The sequence below is a fragment of the Vibrio sp. 10N.222.49.A3 genome (assembly GCF_041475145.1).
GTDB lineage: Bacteria > Pseudomonadota > Gammaproteobacteria > Enterobacterales > Vibrionaceae > Vibrio > Vibrio tasmaniensis_A.
Genome location: NZ_JBFRVM010000169.1, coordinates 1 through 21,433, shown reverse-complemented (window position 1 = coordinate 21,433; position 21,433 = coordinate 1). Strand labels below are relative to the sequence as shown.

Genomic DNA, 21,433 nt, shown 5'->3' with positions numbered 1-21,433 from the left:
TCTCCTAATGGAAAGTGGAGGTGAGCTGAATGTCAGCTCACCATACTAAGCAGCTCAATTATGATGATTGAGTGTTACCACCTGATAATTTGCCACACAGCCCTTTAGGTACGACTACGAATGCATCGGATTGGTTGTCTTCTTTGGCTGTACCCGCACATGAACTTGTTTTGGTTGCACAATCATTTTGGCCAGCTTTTGCAACGCCGTAGCATTTCTCTTTTGCTGCTGCTTCCGCAGGTGCTGATGTAAGAACTGCACCGCCGAACGCTAGTACACTTGTGATTGCAGCTGTAACAGCAAGATTAGAATTTTTCATAGTCATTCCCTCTAGGACTTAATAGTATTTTATATCGCAGGTTAATGGATTGTTAACTTGCTTACTAAAAAGGATAGGAAGAACCAGGAAATAATTTCACGACATTATAAGAAATATCAATATTAATGATGCATTAGCTATTAAGTTGCTGATTATATGATGTTATTTTTTGACTGTTTTTTCTTCTTATTATCCTAAACGCAGCCTAGTGTTTAGGTTATAATCAGCTTTTATGTATAAATACCCAGTAGTGAGCATATCCAATGATAGATCCTTCGCTTTTACTCGATGGCCTAAACGATAAACAACGTGAGGCGGTCGCAGCACCTTTAGAAAACCTACTTATTCTGGCAGGTGCTGGCAGTGGTAAAACGCGAGTGTTGGTGCATCGCATCGCTTGGCTGCAAAGCGTAGAGCAAGCATCGCCGTTCTCTATCATGTCGGTTACCTTCACCAACAAAGCGGCAGCAGAGATGCGTGGTCGTATTGAAGAGTTGATGATGGGTAGCTCGTCAGGCATGTGGAACGGTACCTTCCACGGTATTTGTCATCGCATCCTTCGTGCTCACTACCTCGATGCAAAACTGCCAGAAGATTTCCAGATCATTGATTCAGATGATCAGATTCGTTTGCTACGTCGTTTAATCAAGGCGCAAAACCTTGATGAAAAGCAGTGGCCTGCTAAGCAAGCTTCTTGGTGGATCAATGGCAAGAAAGACGAGGGATTACGCCCAAATCACATCGACGCCTACCATGATCCAATAACTCAAACGTGGTTAAAAATTTACTCTGCTTACCAAGAAGCATGTGATCGTGCTGGCTTGGTCGACTTTGCGGAAATCTTGTTGAGATCGCATGAACTATTGCGCGATAAGAAACACATCCGAGAGCACTACCAAGCTCGCTTCAAGCATATCCTTGTCGACGAATTTCAAGATACCAACAACATCCAATATGCTTGGCTGCGTATGATGGCAGGCCCAGATTGTCGCGTGATGATCGTAGGCGATGATGACCAATCTATCTATGGTTGGCGTGGCGCGAAGATCGAAAATATTCAGAAGTTCTTGGATGAATTCCCAGGCGCTTCAACGGTTCGACTCGAACAAAACTACCGTTCAACCAAAACCATTCTGCAGGCGTCGAACGAGCTTATCTCGAACAACACCGAACGTATGGGTAAAGAGCTGTGGACCGATGGCAACGATGGCGAGCCAATCTCAGTTTACTCGGCTTATAACGAGTTAGATGAAGCGCGTTTCACGGTCAGCAAAATCAAAGAGTGGCAAGAGAAAGGCGGTGCGCTAGAAGATACCGCGATGCTTTATCGTAACAATGCCCAATCTCGTGTGCTTGAAGAAGCTTTGATTCAAGGTGGTCTACCTTACCGAATCTATGGCGGCATGCGATTCTTCGAGCGTCAAGAAATCAGAGATGCCTTGAGCTACCTGCGCTTAATGAGTAACCGCAGCAATGATGCGGCATTCGAACGTGTCGTCAATACGCCAACGCGTGGTTTGGGTGATAAAACGTTAGAAACGATTCGTCTTGCGGCGCGTGACCGTGGTGCAACCATGTGGCAAGCCAGTATTGCTCTGATAGAAGAGCAAGTGCTTCCAGGTCGTGCTGCGGGTGCTTTGAGCCGCTTTATTGAACTTATCAATGCACTTGAAGATGACACCATAGAACTGAGACTTCATGAGCAAACCGACCACGTGATCAAATCGTCGGGCTTGTTTGCGATGTACGAGCAAGAGAAAGGCGAGAAGTCGAAGGCTCGTATTGAGAACTTGGAAGAATTGGTAACGGCAACGCGTCAGTTTGAAAAACCAGAAGAAGCGGATGAAATGAGCATGCTAACAGCGTTCTTAACTCATGCGGCTTTGGAAGCGGGTGAAGGTCAGGCTGATGAGTTTGATGATGCGGTTCAGCTCATGACTTTGCACAGTGCCAAAGGCCTAGAGTTCCCAATGGTATTCATGGTTGGCGTTGAAGAAGGCATGTTCCCAAGCCAGATGTCGGCAGAAGAAGCGGGGCGTTTAGAAGAAGAGCGTCGCTTGTGTTATGTAGGCATGACTCGTGCGATGGAGAAGCTTTACATCACTTATGCAGAAATGCGTCGTTTGTACGGTCAGGACAAATACCATAAGCCATCGCGCTTTATTCGTGAGTTGCCAGAGACCTGTCTGGATGAAGTACGTATGAAAGCGCAAGTGAGTCGTCCTGCTAGCAGTGGCCGCTTTAGCCAAACCGCCGTGAAAGAGAACTTTAACGAAACAGGATTTAGTTTGGGTTCTCGCGTTAAGCACCCTAAGTTTGGTGAAGGCACTATCATCAACTTCGAGGGAAGTGGCCCGCAGAGCCGAGTTCAAGTCGCGTTTAACGGTGAAGGCATCAAGTGGTTAGTAACGGCTTATGCTCGTTTAGAACAGTTGTAATCTGCTACTTCAGCATGTAGAAAACAGTTCGATATCTGAAACTATTCAGCATTGAAAAGTAATCCGTATAAAAAACAGAAAGAGCAGCCAATGGCTGCTCTTTTTTTATTGCTCGGTACTGTGCTGGATAGGCTGAATCGAGCTTAAGGCATTTCTGCCTAGGAAGGAGACTTACAGTACTGCAAGTGCCGCTTCGTAGTTTGGTTCTTCAGTGATCTCTGCAACCAACTCGCTGTGTGTTACCACACCTTTTTCATCAACAACGACAACGGCACGTGTTGTTAGGCCTGATAGTGGGCCTTCAGCAATCGCTACGCCGTAGTCTGATGCGAATGCAGGAGAACGGAAAGTTGAGGCGTGTTGAACGCCTTCAATGCCTTCTAGTTCGCAGAAGCGACCCGCAGCAAACGGTAGGTCAGCAGAAATACAAACAACAACCGTGTTCTCAAGCTCTGCCGCTTTTGCGTTGAACGTGCGTACGCTCGTCGCACAAGTTGCTGTGTCGATACTTGGGAAGATGTTTAGAACCACTTTCTTGCCTTCAAGAGAAGCAAGAGTCAGTTCAGAAAGGTCGCCTGCAGTCAGTGCAAAGCTTGGTGCTTGTTCGCCAGTTTGTGGGAATGTGCCTGTTAGTGGTACAGCAGCGCCTTTGAAGGTAACGTGTGACATGAATTTGTCCTTAGTTTAATTATGGTTATGAAACTAGTTGAGCCTAGTAAGACTTACGTTACGCGGAAGTGGTTAAGAAGTGAATGCTTTAAATGTCAGAATTGTAATTAAAGGTCTTTGATTTATTTGTTTGAGAGAGGAATAAGTGAAACGACAGATAAAGAAAAACCCCGAGAGCTTGCGCTCATCGGGGTCTATAGTCTTACTCGCAGCAATCCGGCTACTAAGTGTGCTCCATGCATCAAATCCATGATAGTGTGCTGTTATCCTTCAGCGTATTCCTTTCGTCGCCTTCCTAGCGGTGTCCTTGATCTTATCCTGATCTGCCAACAATCCTCGTTAGCGCGCGTCACTTGTTCCTTGAGCGGTGTCCTTTACATCATCCTGATGTTCAGTCCTTTCCTCGTCCAGAGGTGTCCATTGTCTTTCCTTAGTAGCAACCATCCTAGCTACTATTGCGTCCATTCAATGTCCATTTCGCTATCCATGCCGATTATTCATCCTGAGTAATCGAATCTTCATCCTGAAGATAACCAAATCCTTGGCGTTTCCTGTTCCGTGTCAGCATCCTTCCGACACCATTCATATTACCGATTCCTTATTTATCAGCAATGGTGCATAAGCGAATTTCTATATAATTATTTGAGTGATAAATGTACGTGTCTTTTTAATTCAATTGGTTACGACGTTAGGGTGACTAATTTTGTCATCAAATATCGATATTTACTCACTGCCTTGTGAGAGATCTCGCACAAGGCCGCGAGTAAAAAGGGAGGATTATTCCCTACTGACCAATGGCTGCACCTTCACGACGAGGGTCTGCAGCGCCTTCTAAACCATCTTTTGTGATGCGAATCGCGTGTAAACCAGAGTTAAGATCGCGAACGTTGACCTCAAATCCCATCTTTTCTAGCTCAGGTTTGAAGTTTTCCGCTGATGTTCCTTTTTCTAAATCTAAGGTACCGAAGCGGTTTAGGAAGTGTGGTTGATTGATGGCTTGCTGAATATCCATGTCCCATTGGGTATGAGCAATGATCGCTTGTGCCACATAACCTATGATACGGCTGCCACCGGGAGAGCCAATCGCTATGTAAGGTTTATCGTCTTGCATGATGATGGTCGGTGCCATTGAAGAGCGCGGACGCTTACCCGGTTCAAGTCGGTTGGCGATAGGCTTACCATCGTTATGGGTCTTGAATGAGAAATCTGTCAGTTCGTTGTTGAGTAGGAAACCTCTCACCATCAAACGTGAGCCAAAGGCATTCTCAATGGTGGTGGTCATCGAAACGACATTGCCATCGCTATCAACAATATTGAAGTGGCTGGTGGACGGCAATTCAATAGAAACATCTTGGCTTTGCAGCATTGCATGATCCCACGGTGGCGTGCCCGATGGTGCGCTTTCTAATGCCTTGCCTGCGGTAATTAACTGAGCACGTTCCTGCAAATAGTCAGTATTGACTAACCCTTGGGTTGGCATTGGCACGTAATCTTGATCGGCCATATACATACTACGGTCTGCAAAGGCTAGGCGAGAAGCGTCTGCTAACACTTGCCAAGATTTCGCGTCGTTTGGCCCCCATGATTTGAGGTCAAATTGCTCAGTCATTGCAAGGATTTGTCCGACCGTTAACGCACCAGAGCTTGGTGGCCCCATTCCGCAAATATCGTAGCTTTCATAAGCAGAACAAACCGGTTCGCGTTGTTTAATTGAATAAGCGTCGAAGTCTTTCTGTGCTAATACGCCCGGGTTACCTTTCGCGGTTTGCACGGTATTGATGATGTCGGTAGAGATCTCACCTTGGTAAAAGGCCTTAGCACCGTTCTTAGAAATAGCGTTTAACGTTGCCGCGTATTCTGGGTTCTTAAGTTGAGTACCCGCTGTTTTCGGGCTGCCATCGGCATTGAAGAAGTAGGCTTTAGTTGTCGCAAATCGGCTTAGTCGCTCTTGGTCATTTTCAATCAAGGTAGCTAAACGTGGACTAATAGTGAAACCTTCTTCAGCTAGCTGAAGAAGGTTTAATCAGTGATGCCCACTCTAATTTTCCGTACTTCTGGTGAGTGTCCCACAGCAATTGCACCGTGCCCGGTGTCGCAACTGAGCGACCACCAACCACTGCATCGTAAAACTTAAGCGGTTGTCCGTTTTCGTCTTGGAATAGACGTGGTGTGGCATCAAGTGGTGCAGTTTCACGACCATCGTAGGTTTTGAGTTGCTTGTCCTTGCCATCAAAATAAACAAGGAACGCACCACCACCAATACCTGATGACTGAGGTTCTACTAAGCCAAGCATAAGCTGCACGGCAACCATGGCATCAATGGCGTTACCACCACGAGCAAGCACATCAGCACCAGCTTGTGTCGCTAATGGGTTGGCCGCAGTGACCATCCAGTCATTGGCTTTGACGAGTTGTTTGGTTTCTAAACCACTACTTTGTTCGGGTGCGACGGAATCGGCAGCTTGATTTGCCCAACTGACGTGAGAGGCAAAAAGTAGGGTAAAAGTGGCGAGGGTTGTTAGTTTTGTTTTCCACTGCATGATCTTCTCCTTTTAATATGCAGAGCTAGATTGGCAGTGGAAAGATGAGATAGCCAGAGTGTTGTTAACGAATTGTAATCTTGATTCGAATTTAAGCGATTAAACCGGATAGCGACTGCCAAAGAATACTCACGCCAATAAGGCTGAATACCACTCCACATAAGCCATCGATGTATACCGTTGCTTCGCTGAGTTTCTTTTGCAATGCTTTAGTCGAAAGCATCCAAGCCAGTAGTGAGAACCAAAACAGAGACAGACCAAATAGGATGATAAGCGCAAAGCCTTTACCTGACAGAGACATGTCGGCAGGCACTAGGCTCGACATCAAGCTGATAAAGAACACCAAAGCCTTTGGGTTGAGAATATTGGTCGCAAACCCTTTCGAAAATGCCTGACGCTTATTGGTCAGAATCAGATCGTTGGAATTGACGGTATCGGCATCATCATCGTGGTTCTGAATGATTTGCCAGGTTGCTTTAAGTGCTCCGTAACCTAAGTACAGTAAGTAGCTACCGCCGGCTAGTTGGATAATGGCAAATAATGTGGGTTGTTGGTGGACTAGGTAACTGATTCCCGTCAGGCTCAGCAATGAGTGCAGCAAGATCCCGCAAGATAAACCAAGCGCAATGTACAAGCCTGTCTGGCGTCCGTGACGCGTCGCATTTTGCACGACTAACGCAAAATCAGGGCCGGGGCTCATCAAAGCGATGAAGTGGATAGAGGCTAGGGTGATCAGTATGGTGACTTCGTTCATCGTCAGTTCTCAATAACGTTGCCGCTATTATTAAATAAGTAATCGTATTGAGCGTAGCTTACCGTGATTTGAAATCGAGCAATTGTAAATTATCAACACTTAGTTGATTTGTGAGGGTGGTACACCGAACGTGGTTTTGAAAGCCTTAGAGAAGTGTGCTTGGTCATAGAAGCCTACTTGGTGCGCGACCTTGGTACCACATATCCCAGACTTAATCAGACGCATGCTTTGTTCCATACGTAAACGGCTCAGCCATGCATAAGGCGTAATGCCCATTCTGTTTTTAAAATGGCGTTGGAATTGAGTCGTGGTTAAACCACACAACTCAGACAATTGTTCTAATCGCACTGGTTGATCCAAGTTCGCCATCAAGTAGTCTTTTAGCGTATCAATCGATTGATTACCCAGTTTGATGTCACTCTTCGATCCAAATTTCGCATAACGATCGACAATCGTCGAGAACCCTTCGAAAGGTAAGCAATCTTGAGCGAGCTGGCTGATGTTTTGATGGATTAATAGGCCGTGTAAGTTGCGCAATTGTGAAAATGCAGCTTGATCGGAGAGGATCAACTCAGAAAAGCCTAATGTGTGACCATTTTGCTTGGGATCGGCAAGATCTTGAAACCATTGGGGAGACACGGCAAACACACTGACTTGATAACCCGAATCGAGTTTGGAGTGCCCATCATGCAGCTCATCGGGTGGCATGATAACAACTTGGCCAGCACCAACATTATGGCTCGTCCCTTTATAGACGAATTTCTGCTGTCCTTGGGTAATTAAGCCAATGTGAAAGTCCAAATGATAGTGGCGCTGAAAGGCAAACTCTTGGTACTGAGCTTGGATCAGGCTGATATCTTCTGTTGGGGTAGAGTAGTAGTGGACTTTATCCATGGTACAAAAAAGCTTGGTCAAATAGTCATCAATTCAACCAAGCTTATCTTCGTATTAAGGGATTGTCTTGTAAAAAACGATCAGTGTTACTGCTTAGCGCGTTTGTTCTTTTTGTTGTTACGCAGGCCATCAAAGCTGAAAATAACCAGTGCTCCCCATATGAAAGCAAAGGTGATCGCTTTATCTGAGGTAAAGGCTTCGCCGTAGATCAGAACCGCCAGTAAGAACATCAAGCTTGGACCGATGTACTGGAAGAAACCTAGTGTTGATAGCTTCAAGCGAGTTGCAGCGCCAGTAAAACACAGCAATGGAACCGTGGTGATCACTCCGGCAGCAACCAGTAACAGGTTGAGTTGCATCGGGTTCATCGATAAGTTTGAGGTCGGGCTATCGGCAATAAACAGTAAGTAGGTTGCGGCGATAGGCAGCATCACCAGCGTCTCAATGAATAAGCCAGTTTGAGCTTCCAAGCTAACCTTTTTACGTAACAAGCCATAGAAACCAAAGCTGAAGGCTAGGGCAATGGCAACGATCGGCACAGAGCCAAACGCGATCAATTGAATTATCACGCCAATCGCAGCCAGAGCAACCGCAAACCATTGAAGTTTACGTAAGCGTTCGCCAAGGAAGAACATCCCGAGCAACACGTTAATCAGCGGATTGATGTAATAGCCTAAGCTGGCATCGAGCATGTGATTGGAATTCACCGCCCAAATAAAAATAAGCCAGTTGGCGCCCACTAAAATCGAAGTGGCGACTAAATAGAGCATTTTTGGTTTAGAGGTGAGGGTGTCTCGAACCTTACGCCAGCCACGACTCATGTGCAGTAGAAAAGCGAGTAGGAAAAAAGACCATACTACACGGTGGCTAAGAATCTCAAATGGGGATACTTCACTTAAAGATTTGAAATATATGGGAGCGATTCCCCACATGGTGTAAGCGGCAACGGCAAGCAAAATTCCCTGTCGCGTACGTTGTTGGTCGTCTTGTGTCATGTAACTTTCTCTAGCACTGAGTGCTTATTAATAAGATTTATAAAGAGAGTTGGTCAGTATAGGAGCGTTAACCCTTTTCACCTAACAATTTGCGGTTTAATTCGCCAGCGTTCCCCTCTACAATGTGCGCCTTGCTTGCCAATGCTGCACGCTGACTTTATACCTTGATTAGGAACCACAATGACCGCCACTCTGATTGCTGAGCAAACACCAACTCCCGCGAATGATGCGCAAGATATCTTACAAGATGTCTTTGGTTATCAAAGCTTTCGTGATGGTCAGCAAGAGGTCATAGACCTAGCCGTTGAAGGCAAAGACAGCTTGGTCATTATGCCAACCGGTGGTGGTAAATCTCTGTGTTACCAGATCCCGGCTTTAGTGCGTGATGGACTGACTTTGGTTATCTCACCGCTCATTTCATTGATGAAAGACCAAGTTGACCAATTGAAAGCCAATGGCGTGGCGGCTGAGTGCATAAACTCATCGATGCCACGCGATCAACTGTTGAGCGTGTTCAACCGCATGAACTCAGGCCAATTGAAGATGGTTTATGCTTCACCAGAGCGTGTGTTGATGCGTGACTTCATCGAGCGCTTACAAGGCTTACCGCTTTCGATGATTGCGGTGGATGAAGCACACTGTATCTCTCAGTGGGGACACGATTTCCGCCCTGAGTATGCTTTGCTAGGCCAGCTTAAACAGTATTTCCCGCATGTGCCTTATATGGCGTTGACAGCAACCGCTGACGATGCGACGCGCAAAGATATTATCTCGCGTTTGCAGCTGGTGGAGCCGCACACTTACTTAGGCAGCTTCGATCGCCCTAATATTCGCTACAACCTAGTTGAGAAGCACAAGCCCGTGTCACAGGTGGTTCGCTACCTTGAAACACAGAAAGGCAATTGCGGCATCATCTATTGTGGTAGCCGTAAGAAAGTGGAAATGGTGACCGAGAAGCTGTGCAATAACGGTATTCGCGCTGCGGGTTATCATGCAGGCATGGACACCGACGAACGCGCTTACGTTCAAGAAGCTTTCCAACGTGATGATATTCAGATTGTGGTCGCGACCGTGGCCTTCGGTATGGGCATCAATAAACCCAATGTACGCTTTGTGGTGCACTTTGATATCCCACGCAACATCGAATCTTACTATCAAGAGACAGGCCGTGCAGGTCGTGATGGCTTGCCTGCTGAAGCGATGATGTTGTTTGACCCTGCTGATATGGGTTGGCTGCGTCGTATGCTGGATGAGAAAGAAGAAGGCCCGCAAAAACAAGTTGAGATGCACAAGCTGAACGCGATGAGTGCCTTTGCCGAAGCGCAAACATGTCGTCGTCAGGTTCTGTTGAACTATTTTGGCGAATATCGCGAGAAGCAATGTGGCAACTGCGATATCTGCTTAGACCCACCAAAGCACTTTGATGCGACCCAAGAGGCGCAGAAAGCGTTGTCTTGTGTGTACCGCGTTAATCAGTCGTTTGGTATGGGCTATGTGGTTGAAGTGATGCGCGGTATGCAGAACATCCGTGTACGCGATAATGGTCACGACAAGCTTTCTACTTACGGTATCGGCCGCGACCATAGCCATGATTACTGGATCAGTATCTTCCGTCAGTTGATTCACAAAGGCTTGTTGTTTCAGAACATCACTCGTAATTCGACATTACAGTTAACAGAAGAAGCTCGACCGCTACTGCGTGGTGAGATGTCTTTGGAGTTGGCTGTACCTCGTTTAGATACCGCAGTGCGTAATGCTAAGTCCGATAAACTAAGCAGCAAGAATTACGATAAGAAGCTGTTTGCCAAACTGCGTAAGCTGCGTAAGTCGATCGCTGATGAAGATGGCTTGCCACCATACGTGGTATTCAGTGATGCGACGCTGATTGATATGGCCGAAATCCTACCCACATCTTATGGCGAGATGCTGGCAGTCAATGGCGTTGGTCAGCGTAAACTCGATAAGTACGCAGACCCATTCTTAGATTTGATTCAAGAGCACATCACCACACACGGCTAGTTTGCAAGAAACGGCTAGTTTATAAAAACGATGGACTCATAGAAAAAGAATAAGGTTGATATGGACATGACAACACCAACAGAATTTGGCTTAAGAGAGTATTTGGCTGAGGAAGGGCGTTTATTGATTACGTCTCCAAGTTTTGATTTTGATTCTTACGAAGTATTAGGTGAAAAGCTGGTGGCGTTACTGTCAGCGTCTGTTATTGAAAAGCAATGGGACGCCGATGTGCACTCTTGGTTGATCGATTTTGAAGATTGTCGAATGTTTTTAAAGTCTGAACATTACAGTGAATCAATCTGGTTTGAGTCGTTAAACGCTGAAGAAAGCCGAGAAGAATTCGATTATCTCGCGACGCTTTTTAAGCGCGGTTTCTAACTTTTTGCATGGCTTTTAAAACTTGGCTTCTAACGTCATTCATCAATAAAAGTGAGGATAAACGTTTGCGTTTGTTCTCACCGTTGCAGCCAATATTGATTAATGTATAATCGCCCGCCGCTCAATAGAGCAAATTATAGAAACATTTTTAATTCACATTATTGGTAAGAGCTTTCTTGGTTTATTCGAAGAAATGACTCGATTTGGGTTCCCTCACCCCCAAACCAAACTAAAAAGGTACAGCATGAGTAACTTTACCCCTGCGCAACAGCGCAAAGCCCTAGCACTATTAGTTTTGTTCCATTTGATCATTATTGCATCAAGCAACTATTTGGTTCAGCTACCTTTTACCGTCTTCGGTATGCACACCACTTGGGGTGCTTTCACTTTCCCGTTTATCTTTCTAGCGACAGACCTGACCGTACGTATTTTTGGCGCGCAGCTTGCTCGTAAAATCATTTTCTTAGTGATGTTACCAGCGCTGGCCGTTTCTTATTTATTGTCTGTGGTGTTCTTTGAAGGTTCATTCCAAGGCTTTAGCCAACTAGGCGAGTTCAACTTGTTTGTTGCACGCATCGCAGCGGCAAGCTTCATGGCTTATTTGCTTGGTCAGATCTTGGATGTGCATGTGTTCAACCGCTTACGCCAAATGAAGCAATGGTGGGTTGCGCCAACGTGTTCAACGTTATTCGGTAATGCCATTGATACCATCGCGTTCTTTGCGATTGCTTTCTACCAAAGCCCAGATCCATTCATGGCTGAGCACTGGACTGAAATTGCGTTGGTCGACTACGGATTCAAGCTTATCATCAGCTTAGGTTTGTTTGTTCCAATGTACGGTGTACTTCTAAATTACGTGGTTAAGAAGTTAACCGCTGTGAACCCTGACTTTAAAGCAACGGGCGTTAACGCTTAAGTTTAGATTTGTAACGCAAAGCATTAATGCAGCGATGAGAAAAAGCCCAAGTTAGTAGACTAACTTGGGCTTTTTTAATTTCTAGCGTCAGATACTAATATCAGAGGCATTCAATATTCAATGGCCAGCCAATATCGGTTTGTCTATTCGACTCGATCTCTAGCTCAGCAGCGGTCAGCGGGTTGTCTGCTAGCCATTGCTTAGAAAGCGTCAAGGTCAGATTGTTGTCATCCGTCGTCAGCTTGAACTCAGGCTCAAGCGCTGGATAACGACGGTGAGTCAACAAAATAGCTAAACGCAGAATTCGTAAAATTCGCTTGCTGCTGGTACCTGAGATTGCATGTTGCTCAGGCAATGAAGTTAACTGTTCGCGGTAGCGACGTGTTAACTCACCCAAGCAGTGCTTTTGCGCTCGAGTAAAGCCAGGTAGGTCTAAGTTCTGCAGTAGGTAAGCACTGTGCTCGCCGCCTTTTTTGAAATCGATTGTTAAACCAATCTCATGAAGCTTCGCCGCTGTTTGTAATAGCACACCTGCTTGAGGTTCAGAAACCCACGTTTCGGCGCCCGCTTGCTCTAATAGAGTCTGTGCGACTACAGCAACTTGTTCACTGTAGCTTACGTCCATTTGGTAGCGTGATTGCACGCTCTTAATGGTACGAGCGCGAATATCTTCTTGGCGAAACTCATCAACCATCTCGTAGGCGAGACCTTCACGGAGTGCGCCGCCAGCGAGTGTCATTGAATCAATTTCAAGCAGCTCAAAAATCGCGATAAGAATAGAAAGACCACTTGGGAACACTAGTGCGCGCTCAAGGGTTAAGCCTTCAATCTCAAGCTCTTCTAAGCGCTCTGTAATCATCGCTTGTTTTTGTAGACGCTTGAGTTTGGCGTGAGTAATGACTTCATCCATGCCTTGCGCCAACATGATTTCTTGCAGTGCTTGAACGGTACCACTGGCACCAACACACACATCCCATCCGATATCAGTGTAGCTATCTAGGATAGGAGCCAACGTAGACTTAGCCGCTTCAATGGCATTGTTGAAGTTGGTTGCGGTTAATTGGCGATCTTTAAAGTGGCGTTCAAGCCAAGTAACACAACCCATCTTTAGGCTGGTTAAGGCTTTGGCTGAGAAACCTTCACCGATGATCATCTCGGTACTTGCACCACCAATATCAACCACTAGTCGGCGGCCGCTGCCACCAGAAGTGTGTGCTACGCCTTTATAGATAGTCGCAGCTTCTTCTTCACCAGAGATAACATTGATGTCGTAACCAAGGATCTGGTTCGCTTTCTCGAGAAATATATCCACATTGATAGCGGTACGTAGTGTCGCTGTACCAACAATGCGGATATTTTCTTTCGGAATATCTTGCAGTCGCTCTGCAAAGAGACTCAAACAGTCCCAACCGCGCTGCATGGCTTCAGAACTAAGCGCATTATTTTCATCTAAGCCTGCAGCTAAACGAACTTTGCGCTTAATTTTAGCCATGGTTTGTACGCTGCCATCGATATGACGCACAACGAGCATATGAAAACTGTTCGACCCTAGGTCGATTGCAGCATAAAGCGGTGGTGACACTGTTTGGCTCATAAGCGACTAAGCTTCCTTGTTATGGCGCGGTTGGCGTGGGCGACGGTTCTGGTTTGGTTTACGGTTACCGTTGCGTGGGCCATTGTTGTTTGAGCGGCGTTGTTGCGGGTTACGTGTACGTAAGCGCATCGGTGCTGGCAGATCTTCCAGTAGTGCAGAAGCATCGTAGTCAGACATTGGGATAGCGTGTTCAATGTATTCTTCGATTGGTGGCAAGTTGATTGCGTAATCTTCACAAGCAAAGCTGATCGAGTGACCGCTTTCACCTGCACGACCTGTACGGCCGATACGGTGAACGTAATCTTCACAATCGTCAGGTAGGTCAAAATTGAATACGTGTGTTACTTGAGGGATGTGTAGGCCACGTGCTGCAACATCCGTTGCGACAAGCAGGTCAACATCACCTTTAGTGAATTGCTCAAGAATCTTTTCACGTTTCTTCTGAGGAACATCACCCGTTAGCAAACCAACACGGTGACCATCGGCAGCCAAGTGGCCCCAAACTGATTCACATTTGTGCTTAGTGTTAGCGAAGATGATTGCGCGATCTGGCCACTCTTCTTCGATTAACGTTTGTAGAAGAGCCATTTTGTGTTCGTTAGAAGGGTAGAAAAGCTCTTCTTGAATACGGTGACCAGTCTTACGTTCAGGTTCAACAACAACATGCTCTGGGTTGTGCATGTGTTCGAATGCAAGTTCTTGTACGCGGTAAGACAGTGTCGCAGAGAACAGCATGTTCAGGCGATCTTTAGGTTCTGGCATACGACGGAACAAGAAGCGGATGTCTTTGATGAAACCAAGATCGAACATGCGATCAGCTTCGTCAAGAACAACGGCTTGAATGTGGTTAAGGTTAAATACCTTTTGTTTGTAGAAATCGATGATGCGACCAGTCGTACCAATTAAGATATCTGCGCCTTCTTCGATCTTACCTAGCTGCTTGTCGTAGCTCTCGCCACCGTAAGCTAATGCTGCCTTGATACCTGTGCTTGCAACCAGAGAGTCAGCATCGTTGTAGATCTGAATCGCGAGTTCACGCGTTGGTGCCATAATAATCGCACGTGGCTGGTTAGGCTTACGGCCTTCATGCTCAGGTGTTTTTAGCAGGTGATTAAAAGTAGCAGTAAGAAACGCAAGCGTTTTACCAGTACCCGTTTGGGCCTGGCCTGCAATGTCTTGGCCGGTGAGCAGTACCGGGAGCGCCAAGGCTTGGATAGGGGTACAATAGTCGAACCCTTTTTTCTCCAATCCTTCAATGACTTGCGGAAGTAAATCCAAGTCGGCGAACTTTTGCTCTGTGATATGCGTCTTTTTCATTGCTATAGAATATCAGCTTAAGCTTGCAATACGAAAGTAAATACATTCCAATAGGGCATCTATTTACTGGTTATCATCCAACCAGTTCTAAAAAATACATTGGAGTGGAAGATGAGTGATAAGATTTTGCAGCTAACTGATGACGGTTTTGATAACGATGTAATCAACGCTGCAGGCCCTGTTCTTGTTGATTTTTGGGCAGAATGGTGTGGTCCATGTAAAATGATTGCGCCGATTCTTGATGAAATCGCAAACGAGTACGAAGGTCAGCTCACAATCGGTAAATTAAATATCGACCAAAATGCTGGAACTCCACCAAAATTTGGTATTCGTGGCATTCCAACGCTGCTTCTTTTCAAAGATGGCGGCGTAGCAGCAACTAAAGTTGGTGCATTGTCTAAAACTCAACTTAAAGAGTTCCTAGACGCTAACCTTTAATTAGGTGAGCCTTTGAAAAGAAACCGCGCAGTTAACAAATGCGCGGTTTTGTTTTTTCTAAGCTATGGACTAGTCTTAGTTTTAGTGCTAATTTATCGCACGTTAATTGAACAAATTCTCTTCTTGGTCGAGCCTGTGACCAAATCCTTCTTAACTTAAGAAAACAGACCCTATTTTGACTAAACAAACTTCCACCACTATGAATCTTACTGAACTGAAGAACAGACCTGTGTCTGAACTTGTTAAACTTAGCGAAAGCCTAGGTCTTGAAAATCAAGCTCGCTTAAGAAAACAAGACATTATCTTCTCCATCCTTAAAGCACACGCAAAAAGTGGTGAGGACATCTTTGGTGATGGTGTTCTAGAAATTCTTCAAGACGGTTTTGGCTTCCTACGTAGCGCAGACAGCTCATACCTTGCTGGTCCTGATGATATTTATGTATCACCGAGCCAGATTCGTCGTTTTAACCTTCGTACAGGTGACTCTATTGGCGGTAAAATCCGTCCACCTAAAGATGGCGAACGTTACTTTGCTCTGCTTAAAGTAAATACGGTTAACTACGATAAACCAGATAACGCTCGTAACAAGATTCTTTTCGAAAACCTTACTCCTCTTCACGCCAACGAACGTATGGTGATGGAAGCGGGTAATGGTGCAACTGAAGATATCACAGCTCGTATTCTTGACCTTGCTTCTCCAATCGGCAAAGGTCAGCGTGGTCTGATTGTTGCTCCGCCAAAAGCGGGTAAGACAATGCTTCTGCAAAATATTGCTCAAAGCATTGCCCGTAACCATCCTGAGTGTGAACTAATGGTTCTACTTATCGATGAGCGTCCAGAAGAAGTAACAGAAATGCAGCGCCTAGTTAAAGGCGAAGTAATCGCATCGACGTTTGATGAACCAGCATCTCGCCACGTACAAGTAGCAGAAATGGTAATCGAGAAGGCGAAGCGTCTTGTTGAACACAAGAAAGACGTGGTTATCCTACTGGATTCAATTACTCGTCTAGCTCGTGCTTACAACACTGTGATTCCTTCATCAGGTAAAGTTCTTACTGGTGGTGTTGATGCGAATGCTCTACATCGTCCAAAGCGTTTCTTCGGTGCGGCACGTAACGTAGAAGAAGGCGGTAGCTTAACTATCATCGCAACAGCACTGGTTGATACTGGTTCTAAGATGGATGAAGTTATCTACGAAGAATTCAAAGGTACAGGTAACATGGAACTGCACCTTAACCGTAAGATTGCTGAAAAACGCGTATTCCCAGCGATTGATTTCAACCGATCTGGTACTCGTCGTGAAGAGCTTCTTACCAAGAACGATGAACTACAGAAGATGTGGATTCTGCGTAAGATTGTTCACCCAATGGGCGAAATCGATGCGATGGAATTCCTTATCGACAAGCTAGCAATGACTAAAACGAACGATGAGTTCTTTGACGCTATGCGTCGTCAGTAGTATTGATTAGCTTATAGTTATTAAAAAGCGCTGCCTTCGGGTGGCGCTTTTTATTTGCATTTTGTAGCGACAGCTTGCAGAATGGGCAAAAGTGTTACGAGGAAGTTAAAATGCAACATGGACTGTTGTCATCATTACTCCTGTCTACTTCACTGTTACTTTCACCGGTTGGTATGAGTTATGCCACCGAGATGTCTCCACTTACAGTAGAGTCTTGGCTTGAGAATGATCAAGTAAAACTGAAAACTGCTGAATTACTCGAGCTTGTCGTGCGTGACGAAGTCAATTCGCTACGCTTTTCGCTTGAGCGTCTGACATTTCCCCAGCAAGAGGTGGCTCGTTACCGGCTCTTGAAGAAGATCGAACAGCAAGAGATCGTTCTCACCCCTAAGATGTCTATTTTCATAGAACAGCAACTCGCTATCACGCCGACCTACCAAGTATTAGAGCGTGGGGATGGCTACGAGTTTACGGTACCTGCTTTTAATTACCCTTCGATTGCTAATCGACTGATCAAGCAATGGCACCAAGACCAGAAGACACTGGTGTTTGTACTGGATGCAGAAAAGCGGGAACTTAACCTTAATGAGTGGTTGTCAGGGCCTGAGCATCAAGTTCAAACGCGAGAAGCACTATTAATTCGAGAGCTAGACAGTTTGTCTCCTGAAGCGGTTGACTATCTGACTAAGCAACTCACCGCATCTTCTATTGTTAGCTGGTTACCCTCTACCGAGGTGGTAGTTCGATTAGCGCAAGTGAGCGAAGACCCTGAGGTCTATAAGATTCTATGGCGAATGAAGGCCGATTATCATAGCCAAGCAGAGTTAGAGCGACTTGCTAAAACTAAACAAACGTTCGCGTTGGAACAGGTAATGGCAGCGACTAAGAATCCTCGTTTGAAAGATGAAGCGATTACTTTGCTTACCAAGGTGAACCCGCTATCAGAAGAGGTGAAGCAGTTCCTTGTCTCTAGGATGGCGATTGCCGATGAAGCGCCATTAGTCGCCCGTGAATTAGCCAAACAAGGTCACACGCTCTGGTTGCAAGATCTTGTGAATGATAACCCTCAGGTGAAGAGCTCTTTGATCGAGCAAGCATTACCGTAAAGTGGATTTTGCCTCTCAATAACCACACTAAAAAGGGGGATCTCAGCGTCACCCTTTTTGATATACTGAGCGCAGAATAATCAGCATGTAGAAGCCCTATGAGTTTTAAAGATTTACGTGATTTTGTCGACCATCTTGAAAGCATTGGTCAGTTGAAACGCATTTCTCACCCTGTCGACCCAGACTATGAAATGACCGAGATTAGCGACCGTACTCTACGTGCTGGTGGCCCGGCTCTTTTATTTGAAAATCCCGTAGGCTATGACATGCCTGTTTTGACCAATCTATTCGGTACACCTGATCGGGTAGCCATTGGTATGGGGCGTCAAGAGGTCAAAGAGTTACGCGAAGTAGGTAAGTTGCTTGCTTACTTAAAAGAACCCGAGCCACCAAAAGGCTTTAAAGACGCTATCGATAAGCTGCCTGTGTTTAAGCAGGTCTTAAATATGCCAGCTAAGCGTCTTCGTAAGGCGGCCTGTCAACAAATCGTATGGCAGGGTGATGACGTCGACCTAGATAAAATTCCGGTGATGAGCTGTTGGGCGGACGATGTCGCGCCGTTGCTAACGTGGGGTTTAACGGTTACTCGTGGTCCAAACAAGAAACGCCAAAACTTAGGTATCTATCGTCAACAGAAGATCGGCAAGAATAAAATCATCATGCGTTGGTTGGCCCACCGTGGTGGAGCGCTTGATCTACGTGATTGGATGGAAACCAACCCAGGCAAGCCATTCCCTGTCTCGGTAGCGTTTGGTGCCGATCCTGCCACGATTCTTGGTGCCGTTACGCCAGTGCCGGATACCTTATCGGAATACGCGTTTGCCGGCTTGTTGCGTGGCAGTAAAACTGAGGTCGTTAAATCAATCAGTAACGACCTAGAAGTGCCAGCGAGTGCTGAAATCGTAATGGAAGGTTACATCGACCCGAATGAGTTCGCAGACGAAGGGCCGTACGGAGACCATACTGGTTACTACAACGAGAAAGAAAAGCATCATGTGTTTACTATTACTCATGTAACCATGCGAGAGAATCCGATCTATCACAGTACCTATACTGGCCGTCCACCTGATGAGCCCGCGGTATTAGGTGTTGCGTTAAATGAAGTGTTTGTTCCTATTCTTCAAAAGCAATTCCCAGAGATAGAAGACTTCTACTTGCCACCTGAAGGTTGTTCGTACCGAATGGCGGTCGTGACCATGAAGAAGCAATACCCAGGTCACGCTAAGCGAGTGATGATGGGTGTATGGTCTTTCCTACGCCAATTCATGTACACAAAATTTGTCTTGGTATGCGATGAGGATGTTAACGCGCGTGATTGGTCTCAAGTGACTGCTGCTATGTGTGAACATATGGATCCGTCTCGTGATAGCCTGATGATAGAGAACACACCTATCGATTCACTAGACTTTGCATCGCCAGTGGTAGGTTTAGGCTCAAAAATGGGTTTAGACATTACTAAGAAGTGGGATGCGGAGCTGGCACTATCACCTGATGCTAAATCTTTACCTATAGATAGTCAGCATATTGAAGGTTGCCTAGCTGAGATAACCGAAGCCTTCCCTGAAATTATTGATATTCACTTACAGAATGACAATGCGTGCATGGTCGTTGTGTCTATCGATAAGCAAGCTGCAGGTAACGGTAAAAAAATCATTGAAGCGGTTTGGTCTCAGTTCGATGAGAACAAGTTTGTCATCGTATGTGATAGTGACGTTAACGTCAGTGACTGGAATGACATTATCTGGGCGGTGACTACAAGAATGGATCCGGCAAGAGATACGTTTTTCCTGAAAAACCAAACTGGACACTCAAAAATGGGTCTAGATGCGACAAACAAGTTTGAAGGTGAATGCCTGCGTGAGTGGGGTGTTCCAATCACTAAGAACCCAGACGTCGTTAAAAAGATTGATAGCATTTGGGAACAACTAGGAATCTCATGAGCTTCCAAGTAACCTTATACCCAGAAAATATCAGTTTTACCGTAGAAAAAGGGCAAACGGTTTTGGATGCTGCGCTCAACAGCAATATCAATTTTCCAAACCGTTGCCAAGTTGGTGCATGCGCTATGTGCATGTGCAAAAAATTAGAAGGCCAAGTGAGTTACCACCTTGAACCCATGCTCACAGAGAAAGAGCAGCTACAAGGTTGGATTTTTGCTTGCCAAGCATTTGCAGAAAGTAATTTAGTTCTAACCTTTGCCGATTAAGGGTTAGTGAGAGGAAGAACATGACTATTAAATGTAAAGTGAAATCTATCGAGCCTTTAGCTTGTAACACTTACCAAATCCTACTTCACCCAGAGACACCGGTCGCTTTTAAAGCGGGCCAATACTTGATGGTTGAAATGGGTGAAAAAGACAAGCGTCCATTTTCGATTGCAAGCAGCCCTTGTCGTCATGAAGGCGAGCTTGAGTTACACATTGGTGCCGCTGAGCACAATGCTTACGCTTCAGAAGTTGTTGAGGCAATGAAGAAAGCGCAAGCTGAAGATGGCGACATAGCTATTGATGCTCCGCACGGTGATGCGTGGGTTAAAGAAGAAAGCGATCGTCCTCTGTTACTAATTGCTGGTGGTACTGGCTTTAGCTACGTGCGCTCTATTCTCGATCACTGCATCGCGCAGAACAGTAAAAAAGAGATTCATCTATACTGGGGCGCAAAAGATGAGTGCCAACTGTATGCGAAAGAAGAGCTTGTCGACATTGCAGCAAAACACAGCAATGTACATTTTGTACCAGTAGTAGAAGAAGCACCTGAAGTTTGGCACGGTCAAACGGGTAATGTACTTGAAGCAATCACGCAAAGTTTCGAATCATTAGCTGATTTTGATATCTACATTGCGGGTCGTTTCGAAATGGCAGGTGCTGCAAGAGACTTGTTTACTCAGAATAAAGAAGCAAAGCGTGACCATATGTACGCAGATGCTTACGCGTTTATCTAAGAATTCTTTTAGATTTAGAGCAAAAAGAGAGCAGAAATGCTCTCTTTTTTCCGTTTAGGTGAACTATTAGGCACTTAAGCTCTATTTATTCATTTTTCATGAAAAAGTAGTTGCTAAGCTGAGAGGGTCCCCTATAATGCGACACCACTGAGACGGCAGACGCCACAAGGCTTCAGCAAGAATCAGTCAGGCGGAAAGCGACAAAAATTAATTTTCAAAAAGTGTTTGACACTGAATGTTAATTCGCTAGAATGGCCGTCCACTTCGAGAGGCTCCTTACTTAAAAGGAACGCTCAACAAGTGAAGCTCTTTAACAATTTAAACCTATCAATCTGTGTGGGCACTCGTTGATGAATATCAAAACGTTATTACTTAGGTAATGACAGTTACTTCGGTAACAAAATTGATTTCAATGAACTGAGTGACCAATACGAATAACTTCGGTTATTTGGCACAGTCAATTCATTACCATTCTGTTGGAATGGTAATAGCTTTAAAATTACACTCTTTATTTATAAAGAATAGTTTTGAAGTCAGTATTCGTTGAGTCACACCTATTAATTTAGGTAATCAAAATCTTAAATTGAAGAGTTTGATCATGGCTCAGATTGAACGCTGGCGGCAGGCCTAACACATGCAAGTCGAGCGGAAACGACA

Annotated in this window: 17 protein-coding genes, 1 rRNA gene and 1 pseudogene; 11 read left to right on the top strand and 8 right to left on the bottom strand. The window is 45.4% G+C overall.

Translation table 11 applies throughout. The annotated features are described in order from the left end of the window. Positions 1-58: 58 nt before the first annotated feature. Positions 59-319 carry a DUF2282 domain-containing protein gene (locus AB4589_RS21475; RefSeq protein WP_004736650.1) on the bottom strand — a complete coding sequence of 87 codons (261 nt, stop codon included), beginning with the start codon at positions 317-319 and terminating at the stop codon, positions 59-61. A 263-nt stretch (positions 320-582) separates the two neighbouring features. Between AB4589_RS21475 and uvrD the strand changes: the two genes are divergently transcribed. Then, entirely contained in the window at positions 583-2,757 is a 2,175-nt protein-coding gene (gene uvrD / locus AB4589_RS21470) for a DNA helicase II (protein ID WP_017077758.1), read from the top strand. A 171-nt stretch (positions 2,758-2,928) separates the two neighbouring features. Here uvrD and tpx read toward each other — a convergent pair whose 3' ends face one another. The 5 genes and pseudogenes from tpx to rarD all read right to left on the bottom strand — a co-directional run bounded on the left by tpx (position 2,929) and on the right by rarD (position 8,609). Next, entirely contained in the window at positions 2,929-3,426 is a 498-nt protein-coding gene (gene tpx, locus AB4589_RS21465; protein ID WP_017090712.1) for a thiol peroxidase, read from the bottom strand. Positions 3,427-4,210: 784 nt separating this feature from the next. Next, positions 4,211-5,966 (bottom strand): annotated as a pseudogene (ggt, locus tag AB4589_RS21460) (gamma-glutamyltransferase). A 91-nt stretch (positions 5,967-6,057) separates the two neighbouring features. Beyond that, positions 6,058-6,720 carry a LysE family translocator gene (locus AB4589_RS21455; RefSeq protein WP_004736644.1) on the bottom strand — a complete coding sequence of 221 codons (663 nt, stop codon included), beginning with the start codon at positions 6,718-6,720 and terminating at the stop codon, positions 6,058-6,060. A gap of 99 nt (positions 6,721-6,819) precedes the next feature. Further along, positions 6,820-7,614 (bottom strand): AraC family transcriptional regulator, encoded by a 795-nt coding sequence (locus AB4589_RS21450; RefSeq protein WP_017081539.1) that lies wholly within the window; start codon positions 7,612-7,614, stop codon positions 6,820-6,822. A gap of 86 nt (positions 7,615-7,700) precedes the next feature. After that, positions 7,701-8,609 (bottom strand): EamA family transporter RarD, encoded by a 909-nt coding sequence (gene rarD, locus AB4589_RS21445; protein ID WP_371710438.1) that lies wholly within the window; start codon positions 8,607-8,609, stop codon positions 7,701-7,703. Positions 8,610-8,789: 180 nt separating this feature from the next. Here rarD and recQ point away from each other — a divergent pair, with 180 nt between their 5' ends. The 3 genes from recQ (at position 8,790) to AB4589_RS21430 (ending at position 11,922) form a co-directional block, all read left to right on the top strand. Continuing rightward, positions 8,790-10,628: an ATP-dependent DNA helicase RecQ gene (recQ, locus tag AB4589_RS21440; RefSeq protein ID WP_009848191.1), complete on the top strand. Its 1,839-nt coding sequence runs from the start codon at positions 8,790-8,792 to the stop codon at positions 10,626-10,628. Between the two features lie 66 nt (positions 10,629-10,694). After that, on the top strand, positions 10,695-11,006 hold the full coding sequence (locus AB4589_RS21435) for a DUF3630 family protein (protein WP_371710437.1): 312 nt from the start codon (positions 10,695-10,697) through the stop codon (positions 11,004-11,006). Between the two features lie 244 nt (positions 11,007-11,250). Further along, positions 11,251-11,922, top strand: a complete 672-nt coding sequence (locus AB4589_RS21430; RefSeq protein WP_009848193.1) for a 7-cyano-7-deazaguanine/7-aminomethyl-7-deazaguanine transporter — start codon at positions 11,251-11,253, stop codon at positions 11,920-11,922. A 100-nt stretch (positions 11,923-12,022) separates the two neighbouring features. On the opposite strand, the gene gppA is transcribed toward AB4589_RS21430, so the two are convergent. Then, on the bottom strand, positions 12,023-13,516 hold the full coding sequence (gppA, locus tag AB4589_RS21425; protein ID WP_372064434.1) for a guanosine-5'-triphosphate,3'-diphosphate diphosphatase: 1,494 nt from the start codon (positions 13,514-13,516) through the stop codon (positions 12,023-12,025). A gap of 6 nt (positions 13,517-13,522) precedes the next feature. Then, complete coding sequence (gene rhlB, locus AB4589_RS21420; protein ID WP_009848195.1) at positions 13,523-14,833, bottom strand: ATP-dependent RNA helicase RhlB; 1,311 nt, start codon at positions 14,831-14,833, stop codon at positions 13,523-13,525. 111 nt (positions 14,834-14,944) lie between these two features. On the opposite strand from rhlB, the gene trxA reads away from it, so the two are divergent. The 7 genes from trxA to AB4589_RS21385 form a co-directional block, all read left to right on the top strand. Further along, on the top strand, positions 14,945-15,271 hold the full coding sequence (gene trxA / locus AB4589_RS21415; RefSeq protein WP_009848196.1) for a thioredoxin TrxA: 327 nt from the start codon (positions 14,945-14,947) through the stop codon (positions 15,269-15,271). 199 nt (positions 15,272-15,470) lie between these two features. Then, entirely contained in the window at positions 15,471-16,730 is a 1,260-nt protein-coding gene (gene rho / locus AB4589_RS21410; protein ID WP_009848197.1) for a transcription termination factor Rho, read from the top strand. A gap of 110 nt (positions 16,731-16,840) precedes the next feature. Then, positions 16,841-17,836, top strand: coding sequence for a hypothetical protein (locus tag AB4589_RS21405; protein ID WP_102249493.1), 996 nt, complete (start codon positions 16,841-16,843; stop codon positions 17,834-17,836). Between the two features lie 98 nt (positions 17,837-17,934). Beyond that, a complete protein-coding gene (gene ubiD / locus AB4589_RS21400) occupies positions 17,935-19,776 on the top strand; it encodes a 4-hydroxy-3-polyprenylbenzoate decarboxylase (protein ID WP_135383123.1) in 1,842 nt (613 codons plus the stop codon). Next, positions 19,773-20,042 (top strand): 2Fe-2S iron-sulfur cluster-binding protein, encoded by a 270-nt coding sequence (locus tag AB4589_RS21395; protein WP_029222977.1) that lies wholly within the window; start codon positions 19,773-19,775, stop codon positions 20,040-20,042. Before ubiD ends, AB4589_RS21395 begins: the two co-directional genes overlap by 4 nt. Positions 20,043-20,062: 20 nt before the next feature. Further along, the gene (gene fre, locus AB4589_RS21390; RefSeq protein ID WP_009848201.1) at positions 20,063-20,776 is read left to right on the top strand and encodes an NAD(P)H-flavin reductase; all 714 of its coding nucleotides are present in this window, start codon (positions 20,063-20,065) and stop codon (positions 20,774-20,776) included. Positions 20,777-21,356: 580 nt separating this feature from the next. Then, a 16S ribosomal RNA gene (locus AB4589_RS21385) occupies positions 21,357-21,433 on the top strand; the annotation flags it as partial.